We start from the raw sequence: 20,947 nt of genomic DNA on the forward strand, positions 1-20,947 counted from the left end.
CGGTACGGGCGTACTGCGCTCCAGCGTGGTCGACGGGCCCCGGCGGGCCGCCCCGGGGCACTACATGATTGTGTAGTGCCCGTTCGCCGCCGGGCCTTGTGCGCGGCGGGCCGGGTGTGGCAGGAGGTACGGGTGGACGCGGCGCGGGGGGAGGCCGTGCTCTGGCGGAACCGGGCGCTGACGCTGTTCGACCGGGTGGCGGTGCCGGTCGCGGTGTGCGACGTGTACGGCGTCGTCGTGCAGGCCAATCCGGCGATGGCGGCGGCGTGCGGGACGACGCCGGGGCGGTTGCGCGGCCGGAGCGTGCTGGAGCTGTTCACTCCGCGCGAGGCGACGCAGGTGGACCGGATCGCGCAGGCGCTGCGGCTGCGGCACCGGTCGCGGTACCAGGTGTCGGTGTGCTGGCGGGACGCCGCCGGGGCCGAGTGGCGCGGGGAGCTGACGGCGGACCCGGTGAGCGACACCGTGCAGGACACGCCGGCGCTGCTGGTGATGCTGCGGGTGGCCGGCGAGCACCGGCCGCGGGCCGCCGAGCCCGAGCCGGTCACGCCCGTGGAGGCGCGGATCCTGGCGCTGCTGGCCGGCGGCGCCACCACCGCGCGGGCCGCCCGCGAGACGAACCTGACCACGGACGGCGTGACCTATCACCTGCGGCGCCTGTCGGCCCGCTGGGGCGCGGCCAACCGTACGGAGCTGGTCGCCCGCGCCTACGCGCTCGGGGTGCTGACGCCGGGGGCGTGGCCGCCGGCGCCGGCCACGCGGACGTAGACGGGCCGGGAGCGTGGCTCGGTCGCGCGATGCGACGGAGCGGCCGCGGTGGACGCGGTGGACGCGGACCGGCCGCGGTGGATGCGGACCCGCGCCGGAGAGCCGGACCGGCACGGGAGGCAGGCCGCGGAGAGCCGGCCCTTGATGCGGGAGGCCGGCTCCGGAGAGCCGGACCCGGTGCGGAAATCCCTTGGCTCCGCTCCCCCAGCCTGCCTACCCTAGCCAAGAACCTAAAACCTTTAGGTTCCTTCGCGCCGCAGACGCAGACCCGGGAGACCCCATGAGGCCACTGACCGAGCAGGACATCCGCACCTCCTTCATCAACTGCTCGAAGGGCGAGGCCAAGCGCATGTGGGTGCCCCGCGACCTCGACGGCCTCCCCTGGGACGACCTCGACTTCCTCGGCTGGCGGGACCCCGGGGCGCCCGATCGCAGCTGTCTGGTCACGGAGCGCCAGGGCGGGCTGGTGGGCGTGGCCCTCCGCTTCCCCTCGTCCCAGCGCGGCTTCCTGCACCGCAGCATGTGCTCGCTGTGCCTGACCACCCACCGCGGCGGCGGGGTGTCCCTGATGACCGCCCGCAAGGCGGGCGCGGCGGGCCGCGAGGGCAATTCGGTGGGCCTGTACATGTGCACCGACCTGGCCTGCTCGCTCTACGTGCGCGGCAGGAAGGTCCCCGACTCGGGGAGCCGCTTCGAGGAGAGCCTCACCACCCAGGAGCAGATCGCCCGCACCACGGGCAACCTGGCCTCCTTCCTGGACAAGCTGTACTCCTGATCCCCCACCGGCGCGGTGATCATGTTCGTGGCCCGGGGGAACGGGGAACAGCGCAAGTGATGCAAGTTGTACGTAACTGGACGTCGTCCGTCCCCCAGTGGCTGAAGAAACACCGGGACCCCGTGGTCGTACAGGCGCTGCGGTCGACGGCCGCGGCGACGATCGCGTATGTCATCGCGCTGCGGCTGAGCCCGGAACCGGCGCCGCTGACGGCTCCGCTGACCGCGCTCCTCGTCGTCCAGGTGACCCTGTACGCCACGCTGACCACCGGCTTCCGCCGGGTGAACTCGGTGGTGGCCGGGGTGCTCGTCGCCATCGCCTTCTCCCTCCTGGTGGGGCTGACCTGGTGGAGCCTGGCCCTGGTGATCCTCGCCGCGCTGGCCGTCGGGCACCTGGTCCGGGTCGAGGAGTTCGTGCCCGAGGTGGCGATCAGCGCCATGCTGGTGCTCGGCGTCACCACCGTCGGCACCACGGCCTGGGCGCGCGTGGTGGAGACGTTGATCGGCGCGACCGTGGGCCTCGCCTGCAACGTGCTGCTCGCTCCCCCGGTGTGGACCGAACAGGCCGGCGAGTCGATCGAGGACCTGGCCCGCCGGGTGCGCCGGCTGATGCTGCGCATGGGCGAGGAGGCGGCGGGGGCCACCCCCGTGGAGCACGCGGCGGCCCGGCTGCACGAGGCGCGCCGCCTCGACCACGAGATCTCCGACGTGGACGCCGCCCTGCGGCGGGCGGAGGACAGTCTCCGGCTCAATCCGCGGGTGCGCGAGGGCCTGCTGCACCGCGTCGTGCTGCGCACCGGCCTGGACACGGTGGAGATCTGCACGGTCGTGCTCCGGGTGCTCGCGCGCTCCTTCACCGACCTGGCCAAGGAGCGGGACCCCGAGCCGCTGTTCGCGCCGTCGACGGGTGCCGTCGTCGAGCAGTTGCTGTCCGAGATCGGCGACGCGGTGGTGAGCTTCGCGGTGCTGGTCACCACCGACGTCAGCGTCAGCGCCGAGTCCGCCGAGTCCCGGCTCGCCGCCGAACTGCGGCAGGCCGCCGCGACCCGCGACAAGCTGGCCCAGCTGCTCCTGGAGGACGTCCAGCGGGACAGCCGCCACTGGCATCTGCAGGGCGCGGTGCTGACCGAGGTCAACCGCATCATCGACGAGATGGACACCGAACACCGCTCGCGGCGGCTCCTCGAGGAGCTGGACTGCCACACACGCGCGCGGAGCGAGCGCATGTCCCGGCTGACCCGGCTCAGGAACCGGCTGGGGGTGCCCGAGCGGCTGCGCCGGAACCATGAGGACGGTGCGCGGCGTTCTCCGTGACGGGGTCCACTACGGAGGGGAGCGCGCGCATGACCGACACGACCGTGCGGATCGACGGGAACACACTGCGGCTGCCGGGCGGGGTGGCGGTGCGGTTCGTGCGCACCCTGCGCCTGCCGGAGAAGGGCACCCATCCGCTGCCGCCGGGGCTCGGCGAGTTCCCCGTCCGGCGGGTGGCGGATTTCCCGGACACGGTGCCGGGGCAGTGGCGCTCCCGCGGCGGAGTGATGCTGCCGGTGTACCTGCGCGAGGCCATGTGGCTGAGCTTCGCGGGCTCGACCGAGCCGGCCGCGCTCCAGGTCGGCGTGGGCAAGGTGTGCGCGGTGTCGGGCAGGCCGTGGAGCGACCGGCTCTCGCGACGGCCCCAGAACTACGTGGTGCTGCCCCGCCAGCCCTGGCTGGACGGCATCAACTCCGGCAAGGGCACGGTCCGCCAGTTCGTCGCCGTGCCGCTGGGGCTCGGGGCGACGGTCGAGGGCCAGGTCACCGGCGAGGAGGTGTGGGGCGGCGTCCAGCTCCAGTCGTTCCGGCTCCGGGACGAGGAGCTGGCGAAGTGGCGGGCGGAGGAGGAACTGCGCCGTGCGGCGCGGGCCCGGGCGCGGCCGGCGATCGGCGGCTACGGCGCGGCGTTCCCGATGGCGGCCCCGCCCGCTCCGGGCGCGGTCCCGGCGCCCGCCGCACCCGGAGCGGCGCCGGGCGCCGGCCGGCCCCGGCCCGCCGCGGCCATGGGGCTCGGTGTGGGCGGCTCGATGCGCCAGGAGGTGTACCGGGACGAACGGCCGCTCGCCTCCTGGTCCGAGGAGCCCGCCGGGCGCGTCTTCGTCCATCTGGTGACGCCCCCGGAGTGGCGGCGCATCACCGGCGAGGCTCCCCCGCCGTCGCCGGTGGACCGCGCCGCGTACACGCGCGCGGGACTGCCCTGGTACGACTACTACGACGAGGACGCCGAGGACCTCGCCCCCACCGACACCCTCTCGGGGGTGCGCCCGGCCGGGGACTGGCTCGGCGACGACCACGAGCCGTGGCAGCCGCCCTCGCCGCACCAGGTCACCCCGCTCAAGGACGCGCCGGGCAAGCCGGTGGAGGACGGGGACTGGTAGCCCGGGGGCCCACGCCCCCCGCCCCGTGGCCGCCGCGCACCGCCCCGGACCGAGACCCTCGCGCGCCCCGCAGCTTCTTCGGGTGACCTGCCCGGCGTCGTTGCGGGGCCCGCAACGTCCTTTGCCGTACTTGCCCTTGGCCCGGCCCGGACGCCAAGGTGGCGGTCACGACCGAGGCAGCCGACGACCTGAGGTGCGGGCATGGACAGTGGTGCGGGAAGGCGCGGGCGGCGCGGTGGCTGGAGCAGGCGCCGGTTCGTCGGGGCGCTGACGGGAGTCGCGGCGGTGGCCGCGATTCCGGCCCCGGCGGCCCCCCGGTCCGACCCCGCGGCCGCGGGCCCGCCCTCGGGCCCGTCCACCGGCTCCAACCCGCCTCCCGGCTCCGTCCCGACCGCACCGGGGCCGGCCGCGCGGGAGCGGGGGCCCGCGGCCGGATCGACCGGCCCCCGGCCGCTGTACCTCGGCACCTACACCTCCGTGGAGGGCGGCGGTACGGGCATCGGTCTGGCCCGGTACGACCCGGTGACGGGCGCCGTCACCGGCCGGGGCACGGTGACCGGCGTCGCCGCCCCCTCCTACCTGGCCGCACACCCGGACGGCCGCACGCTGTACGCGGTCGACGAGCGTCAGGACGGGGGTGTCACCGCCGTACGGCTCGCGGACGGCAGGGTGCTGGGCACCCGGAGCACCGGCGGGGCGGGCCCCTGCCATCTCTCCGTGCACCCCACCGGGCGCTGGCTGCTGAGCGCCGACTACCCGTCCGGAAGCGTGGCCGTGCACCCCGTCGACGCCTCGGGCGCGATCGGCGAGCGCACCGCCCTGGTGACGCACACCGACCCGCCGCCCGGACCGGGGCAGCAGGGCCCGCACGCCCACCAGTTCGTGACGAGTCCGGACGGCGGCCACGTCCTCGCGGTCGACCTCGGCACCGACACCGTCTACACGTACCGTCTGGACACCCGGACCGGCACGCTGACCGAGGTCGCCCGGGCGCGCACACGGCCGGGTGCCGGGCCCCGCCACCTCACCTTCCACCCCGGCGGCCGGTACGCCTACCTCGCCAACGAGGTCGACGACACCGTGGCCGTCTGCGCGTACGACCCCGCGACCGGCCGGCTGACCGTCGGAGCGCCGCAGTCCACGGGCTCGGCCGGGGGCACCAACTACCCCGCCCAGTTCGTGGTGACGGCGGACGGCCGGTACGCCTTCCTCGCCAACCGGGGCCACGACAGCGTCGCCCGCTACGCCGTCGAGGCGGACGGGGCCCGGCTCCGGCTGCTGGGCACGGTGCCGGTCGCGGGCGCCTTCCCGCGGCAGCTCGCGCTGGCGCCGGGCGGAGGCCTGCTGTTCACGGCGAACCAGAAGTCGGGCTCGGTCAGCGTCTTCCACGTGGACCGGGCGAGCGGCGCGCTGCGGCTCGCGGGCGAGCCGTTCGCCTCACCCGTCGCGGTCTGTGCGCTGCCGCTGTAGTCCGCGGGGGCCACGGGGGCAGGACGCGGCGGCCGCCTGGGCGAGCAGGACGTGCAGGCGTTCGGTGAGCTGGGAGACGTCGTCGGCCGGCGCGTGGAACGGCAGCCGTACGTCGCCGTGGCGGCGGGCCCGTTCGACGCGCAGGGTCAGTCCGTGCCGGTCGACGGCGAGCGGCCGGACGCGCACCGCGCCGTGCAGACTGTCGGGCCCGACGAGCCGGGTCAGCCGCTCCACCGCCTCGAGGTGGGCGGCGGCGAGGTGGGTGAGCAGACCGGCCTCCGCCCGCGCCAGCGGGTCGGGCGCGGCGGCGGCGAACTCGTCGCGGTCGACCTGGACGGCGCCGGAGTCCTGGCGCAGCACCACGCGCGAGGGGTGGAACACCAGGTGTCCGGCCTCCTGGACACACCGGCCGGCCAGCCACAGCCGGGCCCGGATCCGGTGGCGTACGGGGACGGGTGCGACGTCGGCGAACTCCAGCACGGCGGCCGGCTCGCCCCGCGGCGCGCAGATCGCGGCCGCGCGCAGGGCGCTGTCCTCGGGCACCCGCAGCAGCACCCGGCCGTCCCCCGCCGCCCTGTGCGCGCCGACGAGTTCCTCCCGGCCGCCCTCCGCGGTCACCGCGCAGGACCACGCGGCCGCGAGCACCGATCGCGCCCGCTCAGCCGCCCCGGGCACGGCCGCCCACGTGTGGCTCCCACCCATCCGCAACCTCCTTAGGTAAGCCTTGCCTAACCTATCGGAGAACGAAGTGTGCGCCAACCACACCCCCGCGCGGGCCGCGCCACGGACGCTCAGTCCGCCAGAACGCCCAGCAGGGCCCTGGCACACAGGTCGCGCACCTGTGCGCGCGGCAGGCCGGGGCCGCGCAGCCACTCCAGGCAGACGGCGGTGGTGAAGGCGAGCCAGCCGCGGACGGCCAGGTGCAGGTCGGGGCGCCGGGCGGCGAGCGGGCCGAACTCGGGGTCGGCCGCGAGGGCGTCGAGGATCTGCCGCTCCTGAGCCGCGAGGGCCCGCTGGTAGACCCGGCGCACGGCCTGGTCGCCCGCCGCGTCGGCGCGGTGGAAGGCGCGGTAGCCGTGCGCGTGGGCCTGGACGTACTCCAGGTAGGCGTCCAGACCCGCCGTGAGCTGCTCGCGCACCGGCGTTCCGGGCACGGCCGCGGTCATCCGCAGCATCCGCTCGCTCTCCCGCTCCACGACGGCCGCGAAGAAGTCCCGCTTGGTCGGGAAGTAGTGGTAGAGCAGCCCCCGGGAGACCCCCGCGATCTCCGCGACCTGCTCGATCCACACGTCGTCGTACGGACTCTCCGAGAACAGCCGCGCCCCCACCGACAGCAGCTGCTCCCTGCGCTCCTCGGTGCTGAGCCGGCGGCGCGTGCGCTCCCCCTGGTTCGCGGCCATGCCCGCACTTTACTTGACGCCGGTTCAACAACCGGACCAGACTGAAGCGCGCTATTGAACCGACGTACAACACGAGCGGAGCACCCGCTCGACGGTCCGCTGGATCAAGGGAGATCGCGTCATGGCGGAGACGAGGACGCCGGCCGGGCTGCCGAGGGGGTTTCGCGGCGCGGAACAGGGCTGGCCCGAGCTGCACCGCATTCCGCACCCGCCGCGCCGGGTCCCCCTGCTCGGCGACGTGCTCGGGGCCGACCGGCGCACGCCGGTGCAGGACTCGATGCGCCACGCCCGCGCGCTCGGCCCGATCTTCCGCCGCAAGGCGTTCGGCAACGAGTTCGTGTTCGTGTGGGGCGCGGGGCTGGTCGCCGACCTCGCCGACGAGGCGCGGTTCGCCAAGCACGTGGGCCTCGGCGTCGCCAACCTGCGGCCGGTCGCCGGGGACGGCCTCTTCACGGCGTACAACCACGAGCCCAACTGGCAGCTCGCCCATGACGTCCTGGCGCCCGGTTTCAGCCGGGAGGCCATGGCGGGCTACCACGTGATGATGCTCGACGTGACCGGGCGGCTCACCGACCACTGGGACCGCGAGCTGGCCGCCGGTCGCACCGTGGACGTGCCCGGCGACATGACCAAGCTGACCCTGGAGACCATCGCGCGCACCGGCTTCGGGCACGACTTCGGCTCCTTCGAACGCGCCCGCCCGCACCCGTTCGTCACCGCGATGGTCGGCACGCTCAGCTACGCGCAGCGGCTCAACACCGTCCCCGCCCCACTCGCCCCGGTCCTGCTGCGCGGTGCGACCCGCCGCAACGCCGCCGACATCCACTACCTCAACCGCACGGTCGACGACCTCGTACGCGCCCGCCGCACGGCGGGCGGGGACGGCGACCTGCTGGACCGGATGCTGGAGGTGGCCCATCCGGAGACCGGGGAGCGGCTGTCGCCGGAGAACGTACGCCGTCAGGTGATCACTTTCCTGGTGGCGGGCCACGAGACCACCTCGGGCGCGTTGTCCTTCGCCCTGCACTACCTCGCCCGGCATCCGGAGGTGGCCGCCCGCGCCCGGGACGAGGTCGACCGGGTCTGGGGCACCGAGGCGGCGCCCGGCTACGAACAGGTGGCCAAGCTGCGCTACGTGCGCCGGGTGCTCGACGAGTCGCTGCGGCTGTGGCCGACCGCGCCCGCCTTCGCCCGGGAGGCCCGGCAGGACACGGTGCTGGCCGGGGAGCATCCGATGCGCCGGGGCGCCTGGACCCTGGTGCTGACGCCGATGCTGCACCGGGACCCCGGCGTGTGGGGCCCGGACGCGGAGCGGTTCGACCCGGACCGGTTCGACGCGCGGGCCGTACGGGCCCGCCCGCCGCACGTGTTCAAGCCGTTCGGCACCGGAGCCCGGGCGTGCATCGGCCGCCAGTTCGCGCTGCACGAGGCGACGCTGGTCCTCGGACTGCTGCTGCGCCGCTACGACCTGCGGGCCGACCCGGCCTACCGGCTGAGGGTGACCGAGCGGCTGACCCTCATGCCGGAGGGCCTGCGGCTACGGCTGGAGCGGCGGACGCCCGTCACCGCCCCCGCGCCCGTGCCGGTTCCCGGGAGCGCCGCCTCAGACACGCGCCGTCCAGTGCGCGGGGCGGCCGACTGAGGCCGGCAGCCGGGTGCCGGCGCTGCCCCGGGCCGCGTCGATCTGCGGCTGGGTCAGGAAGAACGCGTCCGTCAGATCGGCGTCGGTGAGGTCGGCGTCCCGCAGATCGGCGCCGATCAGGTCCGCACCGCGCAGGTCGGCGCCGGTGAGGTCGGCGGCGATCAGGTAGGCGCCGCGCAGGGTGGCCCCGCGCAGGTCCGCCCCCCTGAGGCGGGCGCCCATCAGGTCCGCGCCGCGCCGGTCCTTCTTCCGTCCGCGCACCCCGGCGCGGGCCAGCTCACTGGCGCGCAGCAGCAGGACGTTGACCTCCTGCCGGTGCGCGCCGACGTCCAGCGCGGCGAGTTCCCCGGGCGTGCCGCGGGTGAGCTCCTCGGTCCGCGCCAGGGCCCGGCGCAGGTCGGCGTGGACCGGACGGGCGGCGGGCAGGGCGAGGGCCTCGGTCAGGTACCAGAGCAGTTCGTGCAGGTGCCGGACCACCGGGAACACCTCGAACATCCGCCGGGCGTCCTCCCGGGATCCCGTACGCCAGTCCCGGCCGCCGAAGGTGACCTGCGAGACCTTCTGCCCGGCGCCGAAGCAGTCGTAGACCGTGCAGCCGGTGAACCCCCGCTGCCTGAGCCGCGCGTGGATGCCGCAGCGGTGGTCGTCCCGGAGGTTCGGGCAGGGCGTCCCGGCGGGCTTGTCGAGTGCGAAGTCCGCGGAGGCGGCGAAGGGCAGGGCGACGCAGCACAGCCCGAAGCAGCGCGCGCAGTCGCCGCGCAGCGCCGCCCGGCCGGGCCCGCCGTCCGCGTGATCCGCGTGATCCGCGTGGCCTCGTTCGGGGCGGGCGGTGGTCGGATCCGACATGACGTCCACCCTACTGACCTGTGCCGGGCACCCGGGACGGCCGGGTCACCGCAGGAACGGGGCGACGGTGGCCACGAACCGCTCGGGGTCGTCGAGCCACGGGTGGTGCCCGGCGCCGGGCTGGATGACCAGGCGGCCTTGCGGGAAGAGCTCGGCGTACTCGGCCATCGCGGGCGGCGGGGAGTTGAGGTCGACCTCGCCGGCGAGGACGAGCACGGGCGCGTCGAGCCGGGCGAGCGCCGCGCGGGTGGCGTCCGGGTCGAAGGCGCCCTCGGCGGCGTACACGGGCGCGGCGTCACCGTTCCTCTCCTCGGCGTCGGCCGCGTCGAGATCCTGCGCGGCCTTGTCCCAACGACCGTGCAGGAACGGGGCGACGGCCGCCCAGTGATCGCCGGTCGCCCGGCCCGCCACGACCTCCTCCAGGGCCGCGTACGCCGCCGGGAACCACGGCTCGTCCTCGCGCAGCCGCGCCGTGGCGAGCCGGGCCTCCGCGGTGACGGTGATGCCGACGGCGGCCACGCTCGGGGTGATCAGCGCCAGCCTCCCGACGCGCTCCGGGTGGCGGGCCGCGTACAGCACCGCGAGGTTCGCGCCGGCGCAGTGCGCCAGCAGGTCCACGCGGTCCAGACCGAGGTGCTCGCGCAGCGCCTCCACGTCGTCGACGAGCCGGTCGCAGCGGTAGCTCGCCGGGTCCCGCGGGACGGCGGACCCTCCGCTGCCCCGCAGGTCCAGCAGGGCCAGTCGCCGGTGGGCGGGCAGACCGCCGAGGTCCCCGAGGTAGGCCGAGGCCCGCACGGGACCGCCCGGCAGGCAGATCACGGGCGGCCCGCCCCGGCCGCTCAGGTGGAGGGCGAGACGAGTGCCGTCGTGCGCGGAGAAGGCGATCATGGAAGGACCCTCGCAGTGGCGGTCCCGGCCTCGCAACCGGATTACCTTGCGCGGCCGCTCAGTCCTCCAACGCCGCTGCCAGACCGAGGTGTTCGAGCCGCTCGGGGTCGGCCAGGACGTACATGCGGGTGATCCTGCCGTCGGCGACGGTGACGCCCATGACCGACAGCGGCCGCCCCTCGGGCGCGGTGGCCATCCCGACCGTGCCGTTGACCAGCACCAGCCGGACGGCCCGGGCGTACGGGGCGAAGGTGAGCGCCTGCGCGGCCACCGTCCTCGCGCCCTGGACCACCTTGGACGTGGCGGCGCCCCGGAGCAGCGCACCGGCGTCGACCCGCAGCACCACGTCGGGGTGGAGGACGGCGACCAGCGCCTCGAAGTCGCCCTCGCGCGAGGCCGCGAGGAAGGCGTCGACCACCTCCTTCTGCCGTCCGAGGTCGGTCTCGGCGGACGGGGCGGCGCCCTGCACCCGGCGGCGGGCCCGGCTGGCGAGCTGCCGGGTGGCGGCCGAGGTGCGCTCCACGATGGGCGCGATGTCGTCGAAGGGGACCGCGAACAGGTCGTGGAGCACGAAGGCCAGCCGTTCGTCCGGCTGCAGGGCCTCCAGGACGACGAGCATGGCCAGGCCCACCGAGTCGGCCCGGAGCGCCTCCTGCTCCGGGTCGGTGCGGGGCAGGGGCCGGACGACGGGGTCGGGGACGAAGGTGTCGTCCATGGGCTCCTCGCGCCGTGCCTTCCGGGCGCGCAGCAGGTCGAGACAGACCCGGCCGGTCACGGTGGTGAGCCAGGCGCCCAGGTTCTCGACGGCGTCCGGGTCCGTGCGGGTGAGCTTGAGCCAGGTCTCCTGGACCGCGTCCTCGGCCTCCGGCAGTGAGCCGAGCATGCGGTAGGCGACCGCCCGCAGATGGGCGCGGTGCTCCTCGAAGCGCCCCGCCAGGACTTCCTCGTCCCCCGTGCCGGCCATCCCGTCCCCCGCCCCGTGTTCGGTGTGCCGTGTGCCGTGTGCCGTGTCCGGCGTGTGCGTGTCCGTCGGTCCGCCGGATCCCCGGTCCGCAGTCCGCAGTCCGCAGTCCGCAGTCCGCAGTCCGCCGGCCCTACGGTCCGTCAGTCACCCGATCACCCGGTCACCCGGCCCGTCCGGATCATCCTAGGCGCCGGCCGGGATCACCGGCCGGGCGGTTCTCAGACCTCGTCGCGGGCGAGCGCGAGCAGCCGGTCCAGGACGCGCGGGCCGCCGGCGCGCACGCCGTCGTGCTCGAACTCGTCGGTGGCCCAGGTCCGCAGGCCGCGGATGGCGCGGGCGGTCCGCAGGGAGTGGGCGGTGTCGACGTACATGTCGTCGTGGTAGACGGCCGCGGCGACCGGGACCTCGTTGGCGGCGAGGCGGGCGGGGTCGTACAGCGGCTTCCAGCCGGTGTGGGCGGCCAGCAGTTCGGCGGTCTCGCGGAGCGGGCGCAGCGCGGGGTCGCAGTCGAACATCCAGGGGTGCACGGACTCGCCGGTGAACAGCACCGGCCCGTCGCCCGCGAGGGCCTTGGCGGCGTCGAACTGCGGGAACTCGGCGCGGACCCGCTCGGCGGCCCAGGCGGTGGGGCGCGTGTCCTGGCCGTAGATCGCCTCGTGGACGAGCGCGTACAGGGGATGGCCGGCGTACGACAGCAGTCCCTGCGTCTCCTCCTGGAAGGCGTCGGACAGGGTCCATCCGTCCGCGGCGCGGACGAAGGCGTGCTCCAGGAGGTAGTGGAGGCGGTGGCTGCCTTCGCCGCCGCCGAGCAGGATGCCCAGCGACTGGAAGGCCTCGACGGTGAAGCGGTGGCCGTTCGGGAGCACCACGTCGTGGGTGAGGAGGTGGTCGGCGATGCGGCGGGCGCGGTCCACGTCCTGCGGGTAGCGGGCGTAGTGGGCGGCGACCTTGCGTTCGACGCGCGGGTAGGCGGCCCGGTAGACGTCGTCGGCGTGGGCGTCGAGGGAGGGCAGTCCGCCGGTGACGAGCGCGGTGCTCAGGCCCTCCGGGTGCGTGGAGAGGTAGTGGACCGTGCAGAAGCCGCCGAAGCTCTGGCCGAGTACGGCCCAGGGGGCGCCACCGGTGACCTGCGGGCGGATCGCCTCGCAGTCGCGGACGATGGCGTCCGCGCGGAAGTGCGTGAGGTAGGCGGCCTGCTCGGCGGGGCCGCCGCGCAGCGGGAGCGTCTGGCGGTTGGCGGGGGTGGAGTGGCCGGTGCCGCGCTGGTCCAGGAGCAGGACGCGGTAGTCCTCCAGGGCGCGGCCGAGCCAGGCCTGCTTGCCGACGAAGCGATTCGCCCCGAACCCCGGGCCGCCCTGCAGGTAGACCAGCCACGGCAGGTCGTCCTTGCCCGCCTTGTCCCCGGCCACGACCTCGCGGGCGTAGAGGTCGATGGTCTCCCCCGCCGGGTCGTCGTGGTCGAGGGGGACGGTGAAGTGGCGGTCGGTGAGGACGACGCCGGGCTGGCGGTAGCTCACGGTCAACGGATCTCCCGGGACGGACGGACGGGCCGCGTCCCAGTTCAGCACACGGCCCGGGAGCCGCGTGCGCAGGTTCGCATCCTGCCGGGGCGCCTTGTGTCAGGTGCCTGAAGCCTCCGTCACCAGCGGAAACGCTGAGGACCAGCGCAGCCGGTCAGGTGAGCGCCGGTGCAAGGTCGGCAACCTGTTCAAGTGCTTCGGGACGAAGAGGTCGTGGGTTCACGCCCCGGCATCCGCCGCAACTCGGTAGACCGGACCCCGGGCGCCCAGGACCCCGGGGACGCCCTGCCACAGGGCTGCACCGTTCTCCCGCTCCCACCGCGCTGTCGCCCGGGACCGCGCCCACTGGGTCACGGCGACGGGAACCAACATGACGGGCGGCATCAGCTCGCGGGACGCGAGCGCGATGAGCACCATCCAGCAGACTCCCGCCCCGACGAATCCGGCCGTGCACCGTAGTGACAGCCCTCGCGCCGCATCCCGCCCGGCGCACGGTTGACCGAGGGTGTCGATCTGCACAGCCTGCTCGTACTTACGGCGGAGCCGGGCAGGCAGACGGAAACCGAAGGGAACCAACGCCAGGGACACCAGAGCGACCGCGACTGTGCCCACCAGCAGGATCTCCAGCCGGTCGGGCGTCCCGATCAAGGCCACCAGCAACCCCTCGGACAACAGCACGCCCGCGCCCGTCATCAGCGCAGACGTCTGCTCGAAGTACACCACCCTCATCAGCCCGGGTCCGGCGTCCCCAGTCATCGTCCCAGCTCTCTGCCCGGACACCCGCTCGGGCAGAGAAGATCCAACACGGTGCGGCACCCGGGGACAACCGGCCGCGCATCAAGACATCATCAAGACTGCGCTGCGCCGGACCTGGGTCGAGCAGAGGAAACCGTGCACCGTGGAGTCACCGCTCATCTCCCGACTCGACCTCCCGCTGATCCTGGACCCGAACCGCCACACCGGTGGTCTCACTTGCAGGCGCCGCTCCCGTAGTCGTGGTACTGCAGCGCCGTGGAGTCGAAGCCGGGGCCCGGCAGGACCGGCTTGTAGTCCCAGCTGTAGCTGTGGGACTTGAGGATGAGCTTCATGACACCGAAGGCGCCGGCCTGGGCGGTGACCACGTTGGGGTTGTCGTAGTTGCCCGGCGTGCCGGCGAGGGTGTCGATGGCCTCGCCGCCGGAGCCGACGATGAACTCCGGGATGCCGTGCGCCGGGTCGGACTGGCCGGCCGGGTCCATCGGGCGCAGCCGGGCGTAGGCGTGCTCATGGCCGTTGAGGATGAGCGTGGCGTGGCGCTGGTAGAGGAGCTTCCACCACGCGTCGGTCGCTGCCCCCTCGGTGCCTCCGGCGCCCGGTGCGGACGCGGGCACTGTGGCGCTCGAGGCCGTCGTGGCGCTGAAGGTCGGCTGGTGCCAGTACGCGATCGTGCACTGACGCGTGTTGGCGGCCAGGTCCTGCGAGAGCCAGCGGGTCTCCTTGCCGAGGAGGCCGTTGTCCGTCGTGGAGCAGTCGTGGTTGAACGCGTCGGAGTTGCACTCGGCGTTGAGCGAGATGACGTGCCAGTTGCCGAGGTTGTAGGAGTACCACCCCTGCTTGTCGGCGGTGTCGTCGCCGGCCTGGCCCTGGGGGTTCGGCGTGCCGGCCTGGTCGTGGCCGTTGAAATAGCCGAAGTAGCCCGCACCGTTCTGCCCGGACTCGTTGTCGCCCTTCTTGGTGTACGGGTAGTACTCGTGGTTGCCGGGCGACGGACGCTCGAGCATCTTCAGGCCGCCCCATGCCTGCTCGAAGGACTGCTCGAAGTCGGTCAGCTTGCCGACCTGGTACTGCTCGTCGCCCATCAGTGCTACAGCGTCGGGGCGCATGTCCGTGGCCTGCTTCGCGGTGGCGAACTCGGCGCTCATGCCGCCCAGAGTCGGGCTGCCGCACTTGAGTGACGTCGGGGTGCCGGCGTTCTCGGTGTCGTCGGGCTCGCAGGCGATGTCGCCGACAGCCGCCAGCGTGTACGACGCCGCGCGGTGGTGGGCGTAGGGCCAATCGTTGTCGCTCCGGTTCGCCGCGGCGACGGCGGTGCCGGTGACCGCGATGACGGCCAGGCCGACAGCTGCGGCGGAGACCTTGGTGGCGCGTCTCATGTGCGTTTCCTTCCAACTGCGGAGGCCGTCAGCGCACGTTAAGCAGTCGATCTGGCAGTTGCCACAAACACGCTCTGACGGATGGGTGAACTCCGTCCGCGTCGTCGGGCGACCGCAGAGACTGCTTGAAGGAGCTACGGGTCCAAGCACGGTGCGCTGCCACCACGCGCACGGTCGCCTCGCCGGACGCCCAGTAGGGCCTGGGGCCTCGGCTCCCTCGCCCTGCCCCACCGCAGGGCGGTCGCCGAGGCCTGGGCGCCGGCCGACCGCCGCGACGGCAACGCGGCCCGGTGGGCGGCCGAGGCCAGGCTCGCCGCGCCGTGACCGGGGTCTGTCCCGGGGTGTCCCCGGAAATTAGGCTGCCATCGTCCGATGATCGACCACGAGGAGCCGCGATGCGCATCGCCCTGTTCCTGACCTGCGTGAACGACACGCTCTATCCGGACACCGGGCGCGCCGTGGTCGCCCTGCTGACCAGACTGGGCGTCGAGGTGGACTTCCCGATGGCCCAGACGTGCTGCGGGCAGGCCCACTACAACACCGGGTACCGCCATGAGGCCGAGCCGCTCGCCCGGCACTTCGCCGGCGTCTTCGGGGACTACGACGCGATCGTGACGCCGTCCGGGTCGTGCGGGGCGATGGTGCGGGAGCTGTATCCGCGGATGGGTGAACGGGCGCGCGCCGAGGGGCGCGGGGACACGCTCGCGGCCACGCTGGCGCCCGTGGTGCCGAAGACGTACGAGCTCACGGAGTTCCTGGTGGACGTGCTCGGGGTGACGGACGTCGGCGCGTACTACCCGCACACGGTGACCTACCACCCGACCTGTCACGGGCTGCGCGGCCTCGGGCTGGGCGACCGGCCCCGGCGGCTCCTCGAGGCCGTGCGCGGACTGGAGTTGGTGGAACTGCCGGGGGCCGAGGAGTGCTGCGGTTTCGGCGGCACCTTCGCGGTGAAGAACGCGGACGTCTCGGCGGCGATGGGCGCCGACAAGGTGCGCAACGCCGAGTCGACCGGCGCGGAGGTGCTGTGCGCGGCCGACAACTCGTGCCTGATGCACCTCGGCGGGACCATGGCCCGGCTGCGCACGGCGGTGCGGCCGGTGCACATCGCGGAGATCCTGGCGAGCACGGAGGAGGGACGGGCAGCATGAACACGACGTTCGTAGGCATGCCCGCCTTCCCGGCCTTTCCCGAGGCCGCCCACGAGGCCGTGCGGAACCCGACCCTGCGCGGCAACCTGCGCCACGCCACGCACACCATCCGCGCCAAGCGGGCGAAGGCGGTCGCGGAGATGTCCGACTGGGCGGAACTGCGCGAGGCGGGCCGCCGGATCAAGGACCACACGCTCCGTCACCTCGACCGCTATCTGGTGCAGGTGGAGGAGACGGTCACGGCGGCGGGCGGCACCGTCCACTGGGCCGCCGACGCCGAGGAGGCCAACCGGATCGTCACCGAACTGGTCAGGGCCACCGGCGAGTCGGAGGTCGTCAAGGTCAAGTCGATGGCCACGCAGGAGATCGGGCTCAACGAGGCGCTGGAGGCGGCGGGAATCCGGGCCTACGAGACCGATCTCGCCGAGCTGATCGTGCAGTTGGGCAAGGACCGGCCCTCGCACATCCTGGTCCCCGCCATCCACCGCAACCGCGGCGAGATCCGGGACATCTTCCGCTCCGAGATGAAGGAGTGGGGGCGCCCGGCCCCCGAGGGCCTGACGGACACGCCCGCCGAACTCGCCGAGGCGGCCCGGCTGCACCTGCGGGAGAAGTTCCTGCGCGCCCGGGTCGGCATCTCCGGCGCCAACTTCGTCGTCGCCGAGACGGGCACGCTGGTGGTCGTGGAGTCCGAGGGCAACGGCCGGATGTGCCTGACCCTGCCCGAGACGCTGATCTCGGTGGTCGGCATCGAGAAGATCGTGCCGACCTGGCGCGACCTGGAGGTGTTCCTGCAGACGCTCCCCCGCTCCTCCACGGCCGAGCGGATGAACCCGTACACCTCGATGTGGACGGGCACGACGGACGCCGAAAGGGCCGACGGGCCACGGGAGTTCCACCTGGTGCTGCTGGACAACGGCCGCAGCGACACGCTCGCCGACCAGGTCGGGCGGCAGGCCTTGCGCTGCATCCGCTGCTCGGCGTGTCTCAACGTCTGCCCGGTGTACGAGCGGGCCGGGGGCCACGCCTACGGATCCGTCTACCCGGGGCCGATCGGCGCGATCCTCAGCCCTCAACTGCGGGGCACCGCAAGCGAGATCGACGCCTCACTGCCGTACGCGTCCTCGCTCTGCGGCGCCTGTTACGAGGTGTGCCCGGTCGCCATCGACATCCCCGAGGTGCTGGTGCACCTGCGGGAGCGGGTCGCCGAGGGCGGGGAGGTGACCCGGCAGGGCAACAAGGTGGTGCTGAAGCCGGCCAAGGGCCATGCCGCCGAGCGGGCGGCGATGCGCGCGGCCCGCTGGGCGTTCACCCACCCGGCCGCCCTGCGCACCGGCCAGCGCCTGGCGTCCCGCTCCCGCCGCTTCCACCCGCGGACCCTGCCGGGCCCCGGCCGGGCGTGGAGCGGCACCCGGGACCTGCCGCCGGTGCCGGCGGAGCCGTTCCGCGACTGGTGGCAGCGCACGCACGGCGGAAAGGACGGCGCGAAGTGAGCAGCAGGGACCGGATCCTGGGCCGGGTGCGGCGCGCGCTGTCGGACGTCCCACCGGACGACACGCCGTACGAGCAGGCCGTACCGCGGGACTACCGGCAGCAGCACGGCGAGCGCACCGCCGCCCGGACGGTGGAACTGCTGGCGGAGAACCTGGCGGACTACCGGGCGGTGGTGCACCGGACCGACGCCGCGGGGCTGCCCGGGCTGATCGCCCGCCTGCTCGACGACCGAGGGGCGGCGTCCGTCGTCGTCCCGCCGGGACTGGACGAGGGCTGGCTGACGGCGACGGAGGTCACCCGGGTCGCGGACCGGGCGGAGAGCACGGCCCGCGAGCTCGACCGGGTGGACAGCGTGGTCACCGGCTGCGCCGTCGCCGTCGCCGAGACCGGCACGATCGTCCTCGACGGCTCCGCGGACCAGGGGCGCCGCCGCATCACGCTCGTCCCGGACCACCACGTCTGCGTCGTCCGGGTCCCCGGCCAGGTGGTCTCCTCGGTGCCCCAGGCGCTCGCCCGGCTGGACCCGGCCCGCCCGCTGACCTGGATCTCCGGACCGTCGGCGACCAGCGACATCGAACTGGACCGGGTGGAAGGGGTGCACGGGCCGCGGACGCTGGAGGTGGTCCTCGTCACGGAGGAGGCGGACGGGACGCCCGCGGCGCGGACCGGGTGACAGAGGGGCTGAACAAGCGCTTAGATAGTGGCTCGGATGCAGATTCGCCCGCGCCGCGCTGGAGGCCCTGTTGTTCAGTTCCGTCGACGAAGTCTCCGCCCGTCTGGCCGAGACCGGTTACCTCGCCTCGCCCGCGGTCGCCACCACCGTCTTCCTGGCCGGCCGGCTCGGCAAGCCGCTGCTGGTCGAGGGGCCCGCCGGGGTCGGCAAGACCGAGCTGGCCAAGGCCGTGGCGCAGGTCGCGAGGGCGCGGCTGGTCCGGCTCCAGTGCTACGAGGGCGTCGACGAGTCGCGCGCCCTATACGAGTGGAACCACGCCAAGCAGCTGCTGCGCATCAGCGCGGGCCGGGACGAGAGCTGGGACGAGACACGCACGGACATCTTCAGCGAGGAGTTCCTGCTGACCCGCCCGCTGCTGACGGCGATCCGGGGCGACGACCCGAAGGTGCTGCTGATCGACGAGACCGACAAGGCCGACGTCGAGATGGAGGGACTGCTGCTGGAGGTGCTCAGCGACTTCCAGGTGACCGTCCCCGAGCTGGGCACGGTCACCGCGACCCGCCGCCCCTTCGTGGTGCTCACCTCGAACGCCACCCGCGAGCTGTCCGAGGCGCTGCGCCGCCGGTGCCTGTTCCTGCACATCGACTTCCCCGACGAGGAGCTGGAGCGGCGCATCGTGACGCTGAAGGTGCCGGGCCTCGACGAGGCGCTGGCCGCGTCGGTAGTGCGAGTCGTGGGCGCCCTGCGGGCGATGGACCTGCGGAAGGCGCCCTCGGTCGCCGAGACGATCGACTGGGCCCGCACGCTCCTCGCCCTCGGCGCCGCCACCCTGGAGGAGGGCGTCGTCCGCGACAGCCTGGGCGTCCTGCTCAAGCACCAGGAGGACGTGCTGAAGGCGGCGGCCAAGCTCGACCTGGACGCGGTATGAGCGCCTCCGCGCCGGCGGGGGTCGCGGACCGGCTCACCGGGTTCGTCGGCGCGCTGCGGGCGCACGGCCTCCGGGTCGGCACCGGGGAGAGCCTGGACGCGGCGCGCTCGGTCGAGGCGCTCGGCCTCGCGGACCGCGAGCTGCTGCGCGAGGGCCTGGCCGCCACGCTGTTGCACGGCAGCGCGCAGCGGGCGGTGTTCGACCCGGTCTTCGACCTGTACTTCCCGCGCGGCGTCGGCGCTCCGGAGGGAGGACCCGCCGACCGTGAGGGGCTGCGCGACCGGCTCGCCGAGGCCCTCGCCGCGGGCGACACGGCCCTGATGGAGCGGCTGGCGATCGAGGCGGTCGACGGCTTCGGCGGCTACGGTGCCGCACCGGGGTCGGACGGCTGGTCGGCGTACCAGACGCTGGACCGGATCCGTCCGCAGACGCTGCTGGCCCGGGTGCGGGCGAGCATCCGGGCCGGCGGCGGCGACGCCGGGTTCGCCGACCGGTTGCTCGACGACGAGATCCGGCGCCGCATCGAGGAGTTCCGCCGGCAGGTCGGCGCGGAGGCGCGGCGCCGGGTGGCCGAGCGGCGCGGGCGGGAGGAGATCGCGCGGCGGGCGGTGGCGCCGAGCGCGGACCGGGTCGACTTCCTGTACGCGGGCCGCGACCGGCTCGCCGAGCTGCGCCGGACCGTACAGCCGCTGGCCCGCAAGCTGGCCACCCGGCTCGCCGCGCGCCGGCGCCGCGCCGCCCGCGGTTCGATCGACCTGCGCCGCACGCTGCGCGGCTCGCTCTCGACGGGCGGCGTGCCGATGCGGCCGGTGCTGCGCCGACGCCGGCCCGCACGTCCGGAGCTCGTGCTGCTGTGCGACGTCTCCGGCTCGGTGGCGGGGTTCTCCGACTTCACGATGCTGCTGGTGCAGGCGCTGCACGACCAGTTCAGCAAGGTCCGGGTGTTCGCGTTCGTCAACCGGATCGACGAGGTGACCGGGATGCTGCGGCACGGCGCGGTCGACCCGGAGGGCCTCGGCGCCCGCATCCAGGCCGAGGCGCGGCTCACCGGCTGGCACGGCAGCAGCGACTACGGCGTCCCGCTGGGCGAGTTCGCGCAGCGGTACGGCGACACGGTCGGCCCGCGCACCACGGTGTTCGTCCTCGGCGACGCCCGCACCAACCAGAGCGACCCCAACCTGGCGGCCGTACGGGAGATCGCCCGGCGGGCCCGCCGCCTGTACTGGCTCAACCCCGAGCCCCGCGCCCAGTGGGGCACGGGCGACTCCGCCGCGCCGGCCTACGCCGAGCTGGTGGAGATGCACGAGTGCCGCACCGTCCGCCAGTTGGGGACCCTGATCTCGCGGCTGCTGCCGATCTGACGTCGCCGGTCCGACTCTGTCGTCGTCCTTGTCGTCGTCCTAGCCTCGTCCTAGCCGTCGGACGGCCTCTTGGCGTACTCCTGCGCCATGGCTCCCGCGAAGTCGTACACCACGACCTGTTCGTCGCCGACCACCCAGGCGTCGTGCCCGGGCGGGCACACGAAGACGTCGCCGGGGCCGACCTCGCTCTCGCCGCCGTCGTCCATGACGAGGCGCATCCGTCCCTGGACGACGAAGCCGTTGTGGTGGATCTGGCAGCTCTTCGTGCCGGCGATCGGGCCGACCGACTCCGTCCAGCGCCAGCCCGGTTCGAAGGTGGCCACGGCGAAGTCGAGCCCGGTGAGGTGGACGGCCTCGAGGTGACCCCGGGGGAAGTCGCGTCGCTCGTCCGGCTTGTCGACCGTCTTCACTTCCAGCATGACGGTGTTCTCCCTTCCGGCCGTGGGGTCTCCGGCCGGGCCGGTCTCCGTCTCCGGGCGGAGTTCGGGGGAAGGCGCACAGAGGAGCGGCGGGGGCCCGGCC

20 protein-coding genes are annotated in these 20,947 nt (G+C 74.1%); 11 read left to right on the plus strand and 9 right to left on the minus strand.

Features of this window, described 5'->3' with window-relative positions:
* The first annotated feature begins 132 nt into the window (after window positions 1-132).
* The 5 genes from ACIPM1_RS09355 to ACIPM1_RS09375 all read left to right on the plus strand — a co-directional run bounded on the left by ACIPM1_RS09355 (window position 133) and on the right by ACIPM1_RS09375 (window position 5,426).
* Window positions 133-768, plus strand: a complete 636-nt coding sequence (locus ACIPM1_RS09355) for a PAS domain S-box protein (protein WP_402431855.1) — start codon at window positions 133-135, stop codon at window positions 766-768.
* 280 nt (window positions 769-1,048) lie between these two features.
* Window positions 1,049-1,543, plus strand: a complete 495-nt coding sequence (locus tag ACIPM1_RS09360) for an FBP domain-containing protein (protein ID WP_402431160.1) — start codon at window positions 1,049-1,051, stop codon at window positions 1,541-1,543.
* A gap of 59 nt (window positions 1,544-1,602) precedes the next feature.
* The gene (locus ACIPM1_RS09365) at window positions 1,603-2,856 is read left to right on the plus strand and encodes an FUSC family protein (protein WP_356181977.1); all 1,254 of its coding nucleotides are present in this window, start codon (window positions 1,603-1,605) and stop codon (window positions 2,854-2,856) included.
* A gap of 29 nt (window positions 2,857-2,885) precedes the next feature.
* A complete protein-coding gene (locus tag ACIPM1_RS09370; protein WP_402431164.1) occupies window positions 2,886-3,956 on the plus strand; it encodes a hypothetical protein in 1,071 nt (356 codons plus the stop codon).
* 201 nt (window positions 3,957-4,157) lie between these two features.
* Entirely contained in the window at window positions 4,158-5,426 is a 1,269-nt protein-coding gene (locus ACIPM1_RS09375) for a lactonase family protein (protein WP_402431166.1), read from the plus strand.
* Here the strand turns inward: ACIPM1_RS09375 and ACIPM1_RS09380 are convergent.
* Entirely contained in the window at window positions 5,394-6,128 is a 735-nt protein-coding gene (locus ACIPM1_RS09380; RefSeq protein WP_402431169.1) for a DUF2470 domain-containing protein, read from the minus strand. The two genes, ACIPM1_RS09375 and ACIPM1_RS09380, sit on opposite strands and share 33 nt — an antisense overlap.
* Before the next feature lie 89 nt (window positions 6,129-6,217).
* Window positions 6,218-6,826 (minus strand): TetR/AcrR family transcriptional regulator, encoded by a 609-nt coding sequence (locus ACIPM1_RS09385; protein WP_402431172.1) that lies wholly within the window; start codon window positions 6,824-6,826, stop codon window positions 6,218-6,220.
* Between the two features lie 121 nt (window positions 6,827-6,947).
* Here ACIPM1_RS09385 and ACIPM1_RS09390 point away from each other — a divergent pair, with 121 nt between their 5' ends.
* Window positions 6,948-8,468 (plus strand): cytochrome P450, encoded by a 1,521-nt coding sequence (locus ACIPM1_RS09390; RefSeq protein ID WP_402431175.1) that lies wholly within the window; start codon window positions 6,948-6,950, stop codon window positions 8,466-8,468.
* Here ACIPM1_RS09390 and ACIPM1_RS09395 read toward each other — a convergent pair.
* The 6 genes from ACIPM1_RS09395 to ACIPM1_RS09420 form a co-directional block, all read right to left on the minus strand.
* Window positions 8,430-9,314, minus strand: coding sequence for a pentapeptide repeat-containing protein (locus tag ACIPM1_RS09395; protein ID WP_402431178.1), 885 nt, complete (start codon window positions 9,312-9,314; stop codon window positions 8,430-8,432). The two genes, ACIPM1_RS09390 and ACIPM1_RS09395, sit on opposite strands and share 39 nt — an antisense overlap.
* Before the next feature lie 45 nt (window positions 9,315-9,359).
* The gene (locus ACIPM1_RS09400) at window positions 9,360-10,202 is read right to left on the minus strand and encodes an alpha/beta fold hydrolase (RefSeq protein WP_402431181.1); all 843 of its coding nucleotides are present in this window, start codon (window positions 10,200-10,202) and stop codon (window positions 9,360-9,362) included.
* Window positions 10,203-10,260: 58 nt separating this feature from the next.
* Entirely contained in the window at window positions 10,261-11,166 is a 906-nt protein-coding gene (gene sigJ / locus ACIPM1_RS09405) for an RNA polymerase sigma factor SigJ (protein WP_356181953.1), read from the minus strand.
* A 218-nt stretch (window positions 11,167-11,384) separates the two neighbouring features.
* The gene (locus ACIPM1_RS09410; RefSeq protein ID WP_402431185.1) at window positions 11,385-12,689 is read right to left on the minus strand and encodes an alpha/beta fold hydrolase; all 1,305 of its coding nucleotides are present in this window, start codon (window positions 12,687-12,689) and stop codon (window positions 11,385-11,387) included.
* 216 nt (window positions 12,690-12,905) lie between these two features.
* Entirely contained in the window at window positions 12,906-13,442 is a 537-nt protein-coding gene (locus ACIPM1_RS09415; protein ID WP_402431188.1) for a hypothetical protein, read from the minus strand.
* A 212-nt stretch (window positions 13,443-13,654) separates the two neighbouring features.
* Window positions 13,655-14,818: a metallophosphoesterase family protein gene (locus ACIPM1_RS09420; protein ID WP_402431191.1), complete on the minus strand. Its 1,164-nt coding sequence runs from the start codon at window positions 14,816-14,818 to the stop codon at window positions 13,655-13,657.
* A 395-nt stretch (window positions 14,819-15,213) separates the two neighbouring features.
* Between ACIPM1_RS09420 and ACIPM1_RS09425 the strand changes: the two genes are divergently transcribed.
* The 5 genes from ACIPM1_RS09425 (at window position 15,214) to ACIPM1_RS09445 (ending at window position 20,425) form a co-directional block, all read left to right on the plus strand.
* A complete protein-coding gene (locus tag ACIPM1_RS09425; RefSeq protein ID WP_402431194.1) occupies window positions 15,214-15,969 on the plus strand; it encodes a (Fe-S)-binding protein in 756 nt (251 codons plus the stop codon).
* Window positions 15,966-17,462, plus strand: coding sequence for a LutB/LldF family L-lactate oxidation iron-sulfur protein (locus ACIPM1_RS09430; RefSeq protein ID WP_402431198.1), 1,497 nt, complete (start codon window positions 15,966-15,968; stop codon window positions 17,460-17,462). The genes ACIPM1_RS09425 and ACIPM1_RS09430 overlap by 4 nt, the downstream gene beginning before the upstream one ends.
* On the plus strand, window positions 17,459-18,136 hold the full coding sequence (locus tag ACIPM1_RS09435) for a lactate utilization protein C (protein WP_402431201.1): 678 nt from the start codon (window positions 17,459-17,461) through the stop codon (window positions 18,134-18,136). The genes ACIPM1_RS09430 and ACIPM1_RS09435 overlap by 4 nt, the downstream gene beginning before the upstream one ends.
* Window positions 18,137-18,206: 70 nt before the next feature.
* Complete coding sequence (locus tag ACIPM1_RS09440) at window positions 18,207-19,064, plus strand: MoxR family ATPase (protein WP_356181905.1); 858 nt, start codon at window positions 18,207-18,209, stop codon at window positions 19,062-19,064.
* Window positions 19,061-20,425, plus strand: coding sequence for a VWA domain-containing protein (locus tag ACIPM1_RS09445; RefSeq protein ID WP_402431204.1), 1,365 nt, complete (start codon window positions 19,061-19,063; stop codon window positions 20,423-20,425). The genes ACIPM1_RS09440 and ACIPM1_RS09445 overlap by 4 nt, the downstream gene beginning before the upstream one ends.
* A 50-nt stretch (window positions 20,426-20,475) precedes the next feature.
* Here the strand turns inward: ACIPM1_RS09445 and ACIPM1_RS09450 are convergent, their stop codons facing one another.
* Window positions 20,476-20,844 (minus strand): cupin domain-containing protein, encoded by a 369-nt coding sequence (locus ACIPM1_RS09450; protein WP_402431207.1) that lies wholly within the window; start codon window positions 20,842-20,844, stop codon window positions 20,476-20,478.
* Between the last annotated feature and the right edge of the window lie 103 nt (window positions 20,845-20,947).

It is taken from the genome of Streptomyces sp. NPDC086766, assembly GCF_044746005.1.
Lineage (GTDB): Bacteria > Actinomycetota > Actinomycetes > Streptomycetales > Streptomycetaceae > Streptomyces.

What these genes read in the sequence shown, in the direction of transcription:
- ACIPM1_RS09445 (WP_402431204.1), top strand. Translation starts at nt 19,061, where the DNA reads ATGAGCGCCTCCGCGCCGGCGGGGGTCGCGGACCGGCTCACCGGGTTC.
- sigJ (WP_356181953.1), bottom strand. Translation starts at nt 11,166, where the DNA reads ATGGCCGGCACGGGGGACGAGGAAGTCCTGGCGGGGCGCTTCGAGGAG.
- ACIPM1_RS09365 (WP_356181977.1), top strand. Translation starts at nt 1,603, where the DNA reads ATGCAAGTTGTACGTAACTGGACGTCGTCCGTCCCCCAGTGGCTGAAG.
- ACIPM1_RS09400 (WP_402431181.1), bottom strand. Translation starts at nt 10,202, where the DNA reads ATGATCGCCTTCTCCGCGCACGACGGCACTCGTCTCGCCCTCCACCTG.
- ACIPM1_RS09360 (WP_402431160.1), top strand. Translation starts at nt 1,049, where the DNA reads ATGAGGCCACTGACCGAGCAGGACATCCGCACCTCCTTCATCAACTGC.
- ACIPM1_RS09420 (WP_402431191.1), bottom strand. Translation starts at nt 14,818, where the DNA reads ATGAGACGCGCCACCAAGGTCTCCGCCGCAGCTGTCGGCCTGGCCGTC.
- ACIPM1_RS09450 (WP_402431207.1), bottom strand. Translation starts at nt 20,844, where the DNA reads ATGCTGGAAGTGAAGACGGTCGACAAGCCGGACGAGCGACGCGACTTC.
- ACIPM1_RS09425 (WP_402431194.1), top strand. Translation starts at nt 15,214, where the DNA reads ATGCGCATCGCCCTGTTCCTGACCTGCGTGAACGACACGCTCTATCCG.
- ACIPM1_RS09430 (WP_402431198.1), top strand. Translation starts at nt 15,966, where the DNA reads ATGAACACGACGTTCGTAGGCATGCCCGCCTTCCCGGCCTTTCCCGAG.
- ACIPM1_RS09380 (WP_402431169.1), bottom strand. Translation starts at nt 6,128, where the DNA reads ATGGGTGGGAGCCACACGTGGGCGGCCGTGCCCGGGGCGGCTGAGCGG.
- ACIPM1_RS09375 (WP_402431166.1), top strand. Translation starts at nt 4,158, where the DNA reads ATGGACAGTGGTGCGGGAAGGCGCGGGCGGCGCGGTGGCTGGAGCAGG.
- ACIPM1_RS09390 (WP_402431175.1), top strand. Translation starts at nt 6,948, where the DNA reads ATGGCGGAGACGAGGACGCCGGCCGGGCTGCCGAGGGGGTTTCGCGGC.
- ACIPM1_RS09415 (WP_402431188.1), bottom strand. Translation starts at nt 13,442, where the DNA reads ATGACTGGGGACGCCGGACCCGGGCTGATGAGGGTGGTGTACTTCGAG.
- ACIPM1_RS09370 (WP_402431164.1), top strand. Translation starts at nt 2,886, where the DNA reads ATGACCGACACGACCGTGCGGATCGACGGGAACACACTGCGGCTGCCG.
- ACIPM1_RS09385 (WP_402431172.1), bottom strand. Translation starts at nt 6,826, where the DNA reads ATGGCCGCGAACCAGGGGGAGCGCACGCGCCGCCGGCTCAGCACCGAG.
- ACIPM1_RS09395 (WP_402431178.1), bottom strand. Translation starts at nt 9,314, where the DNA reads ATGTCGGATCCGACCACCGCCCGCCCCGAACGAGGCCACGCGGATCAC.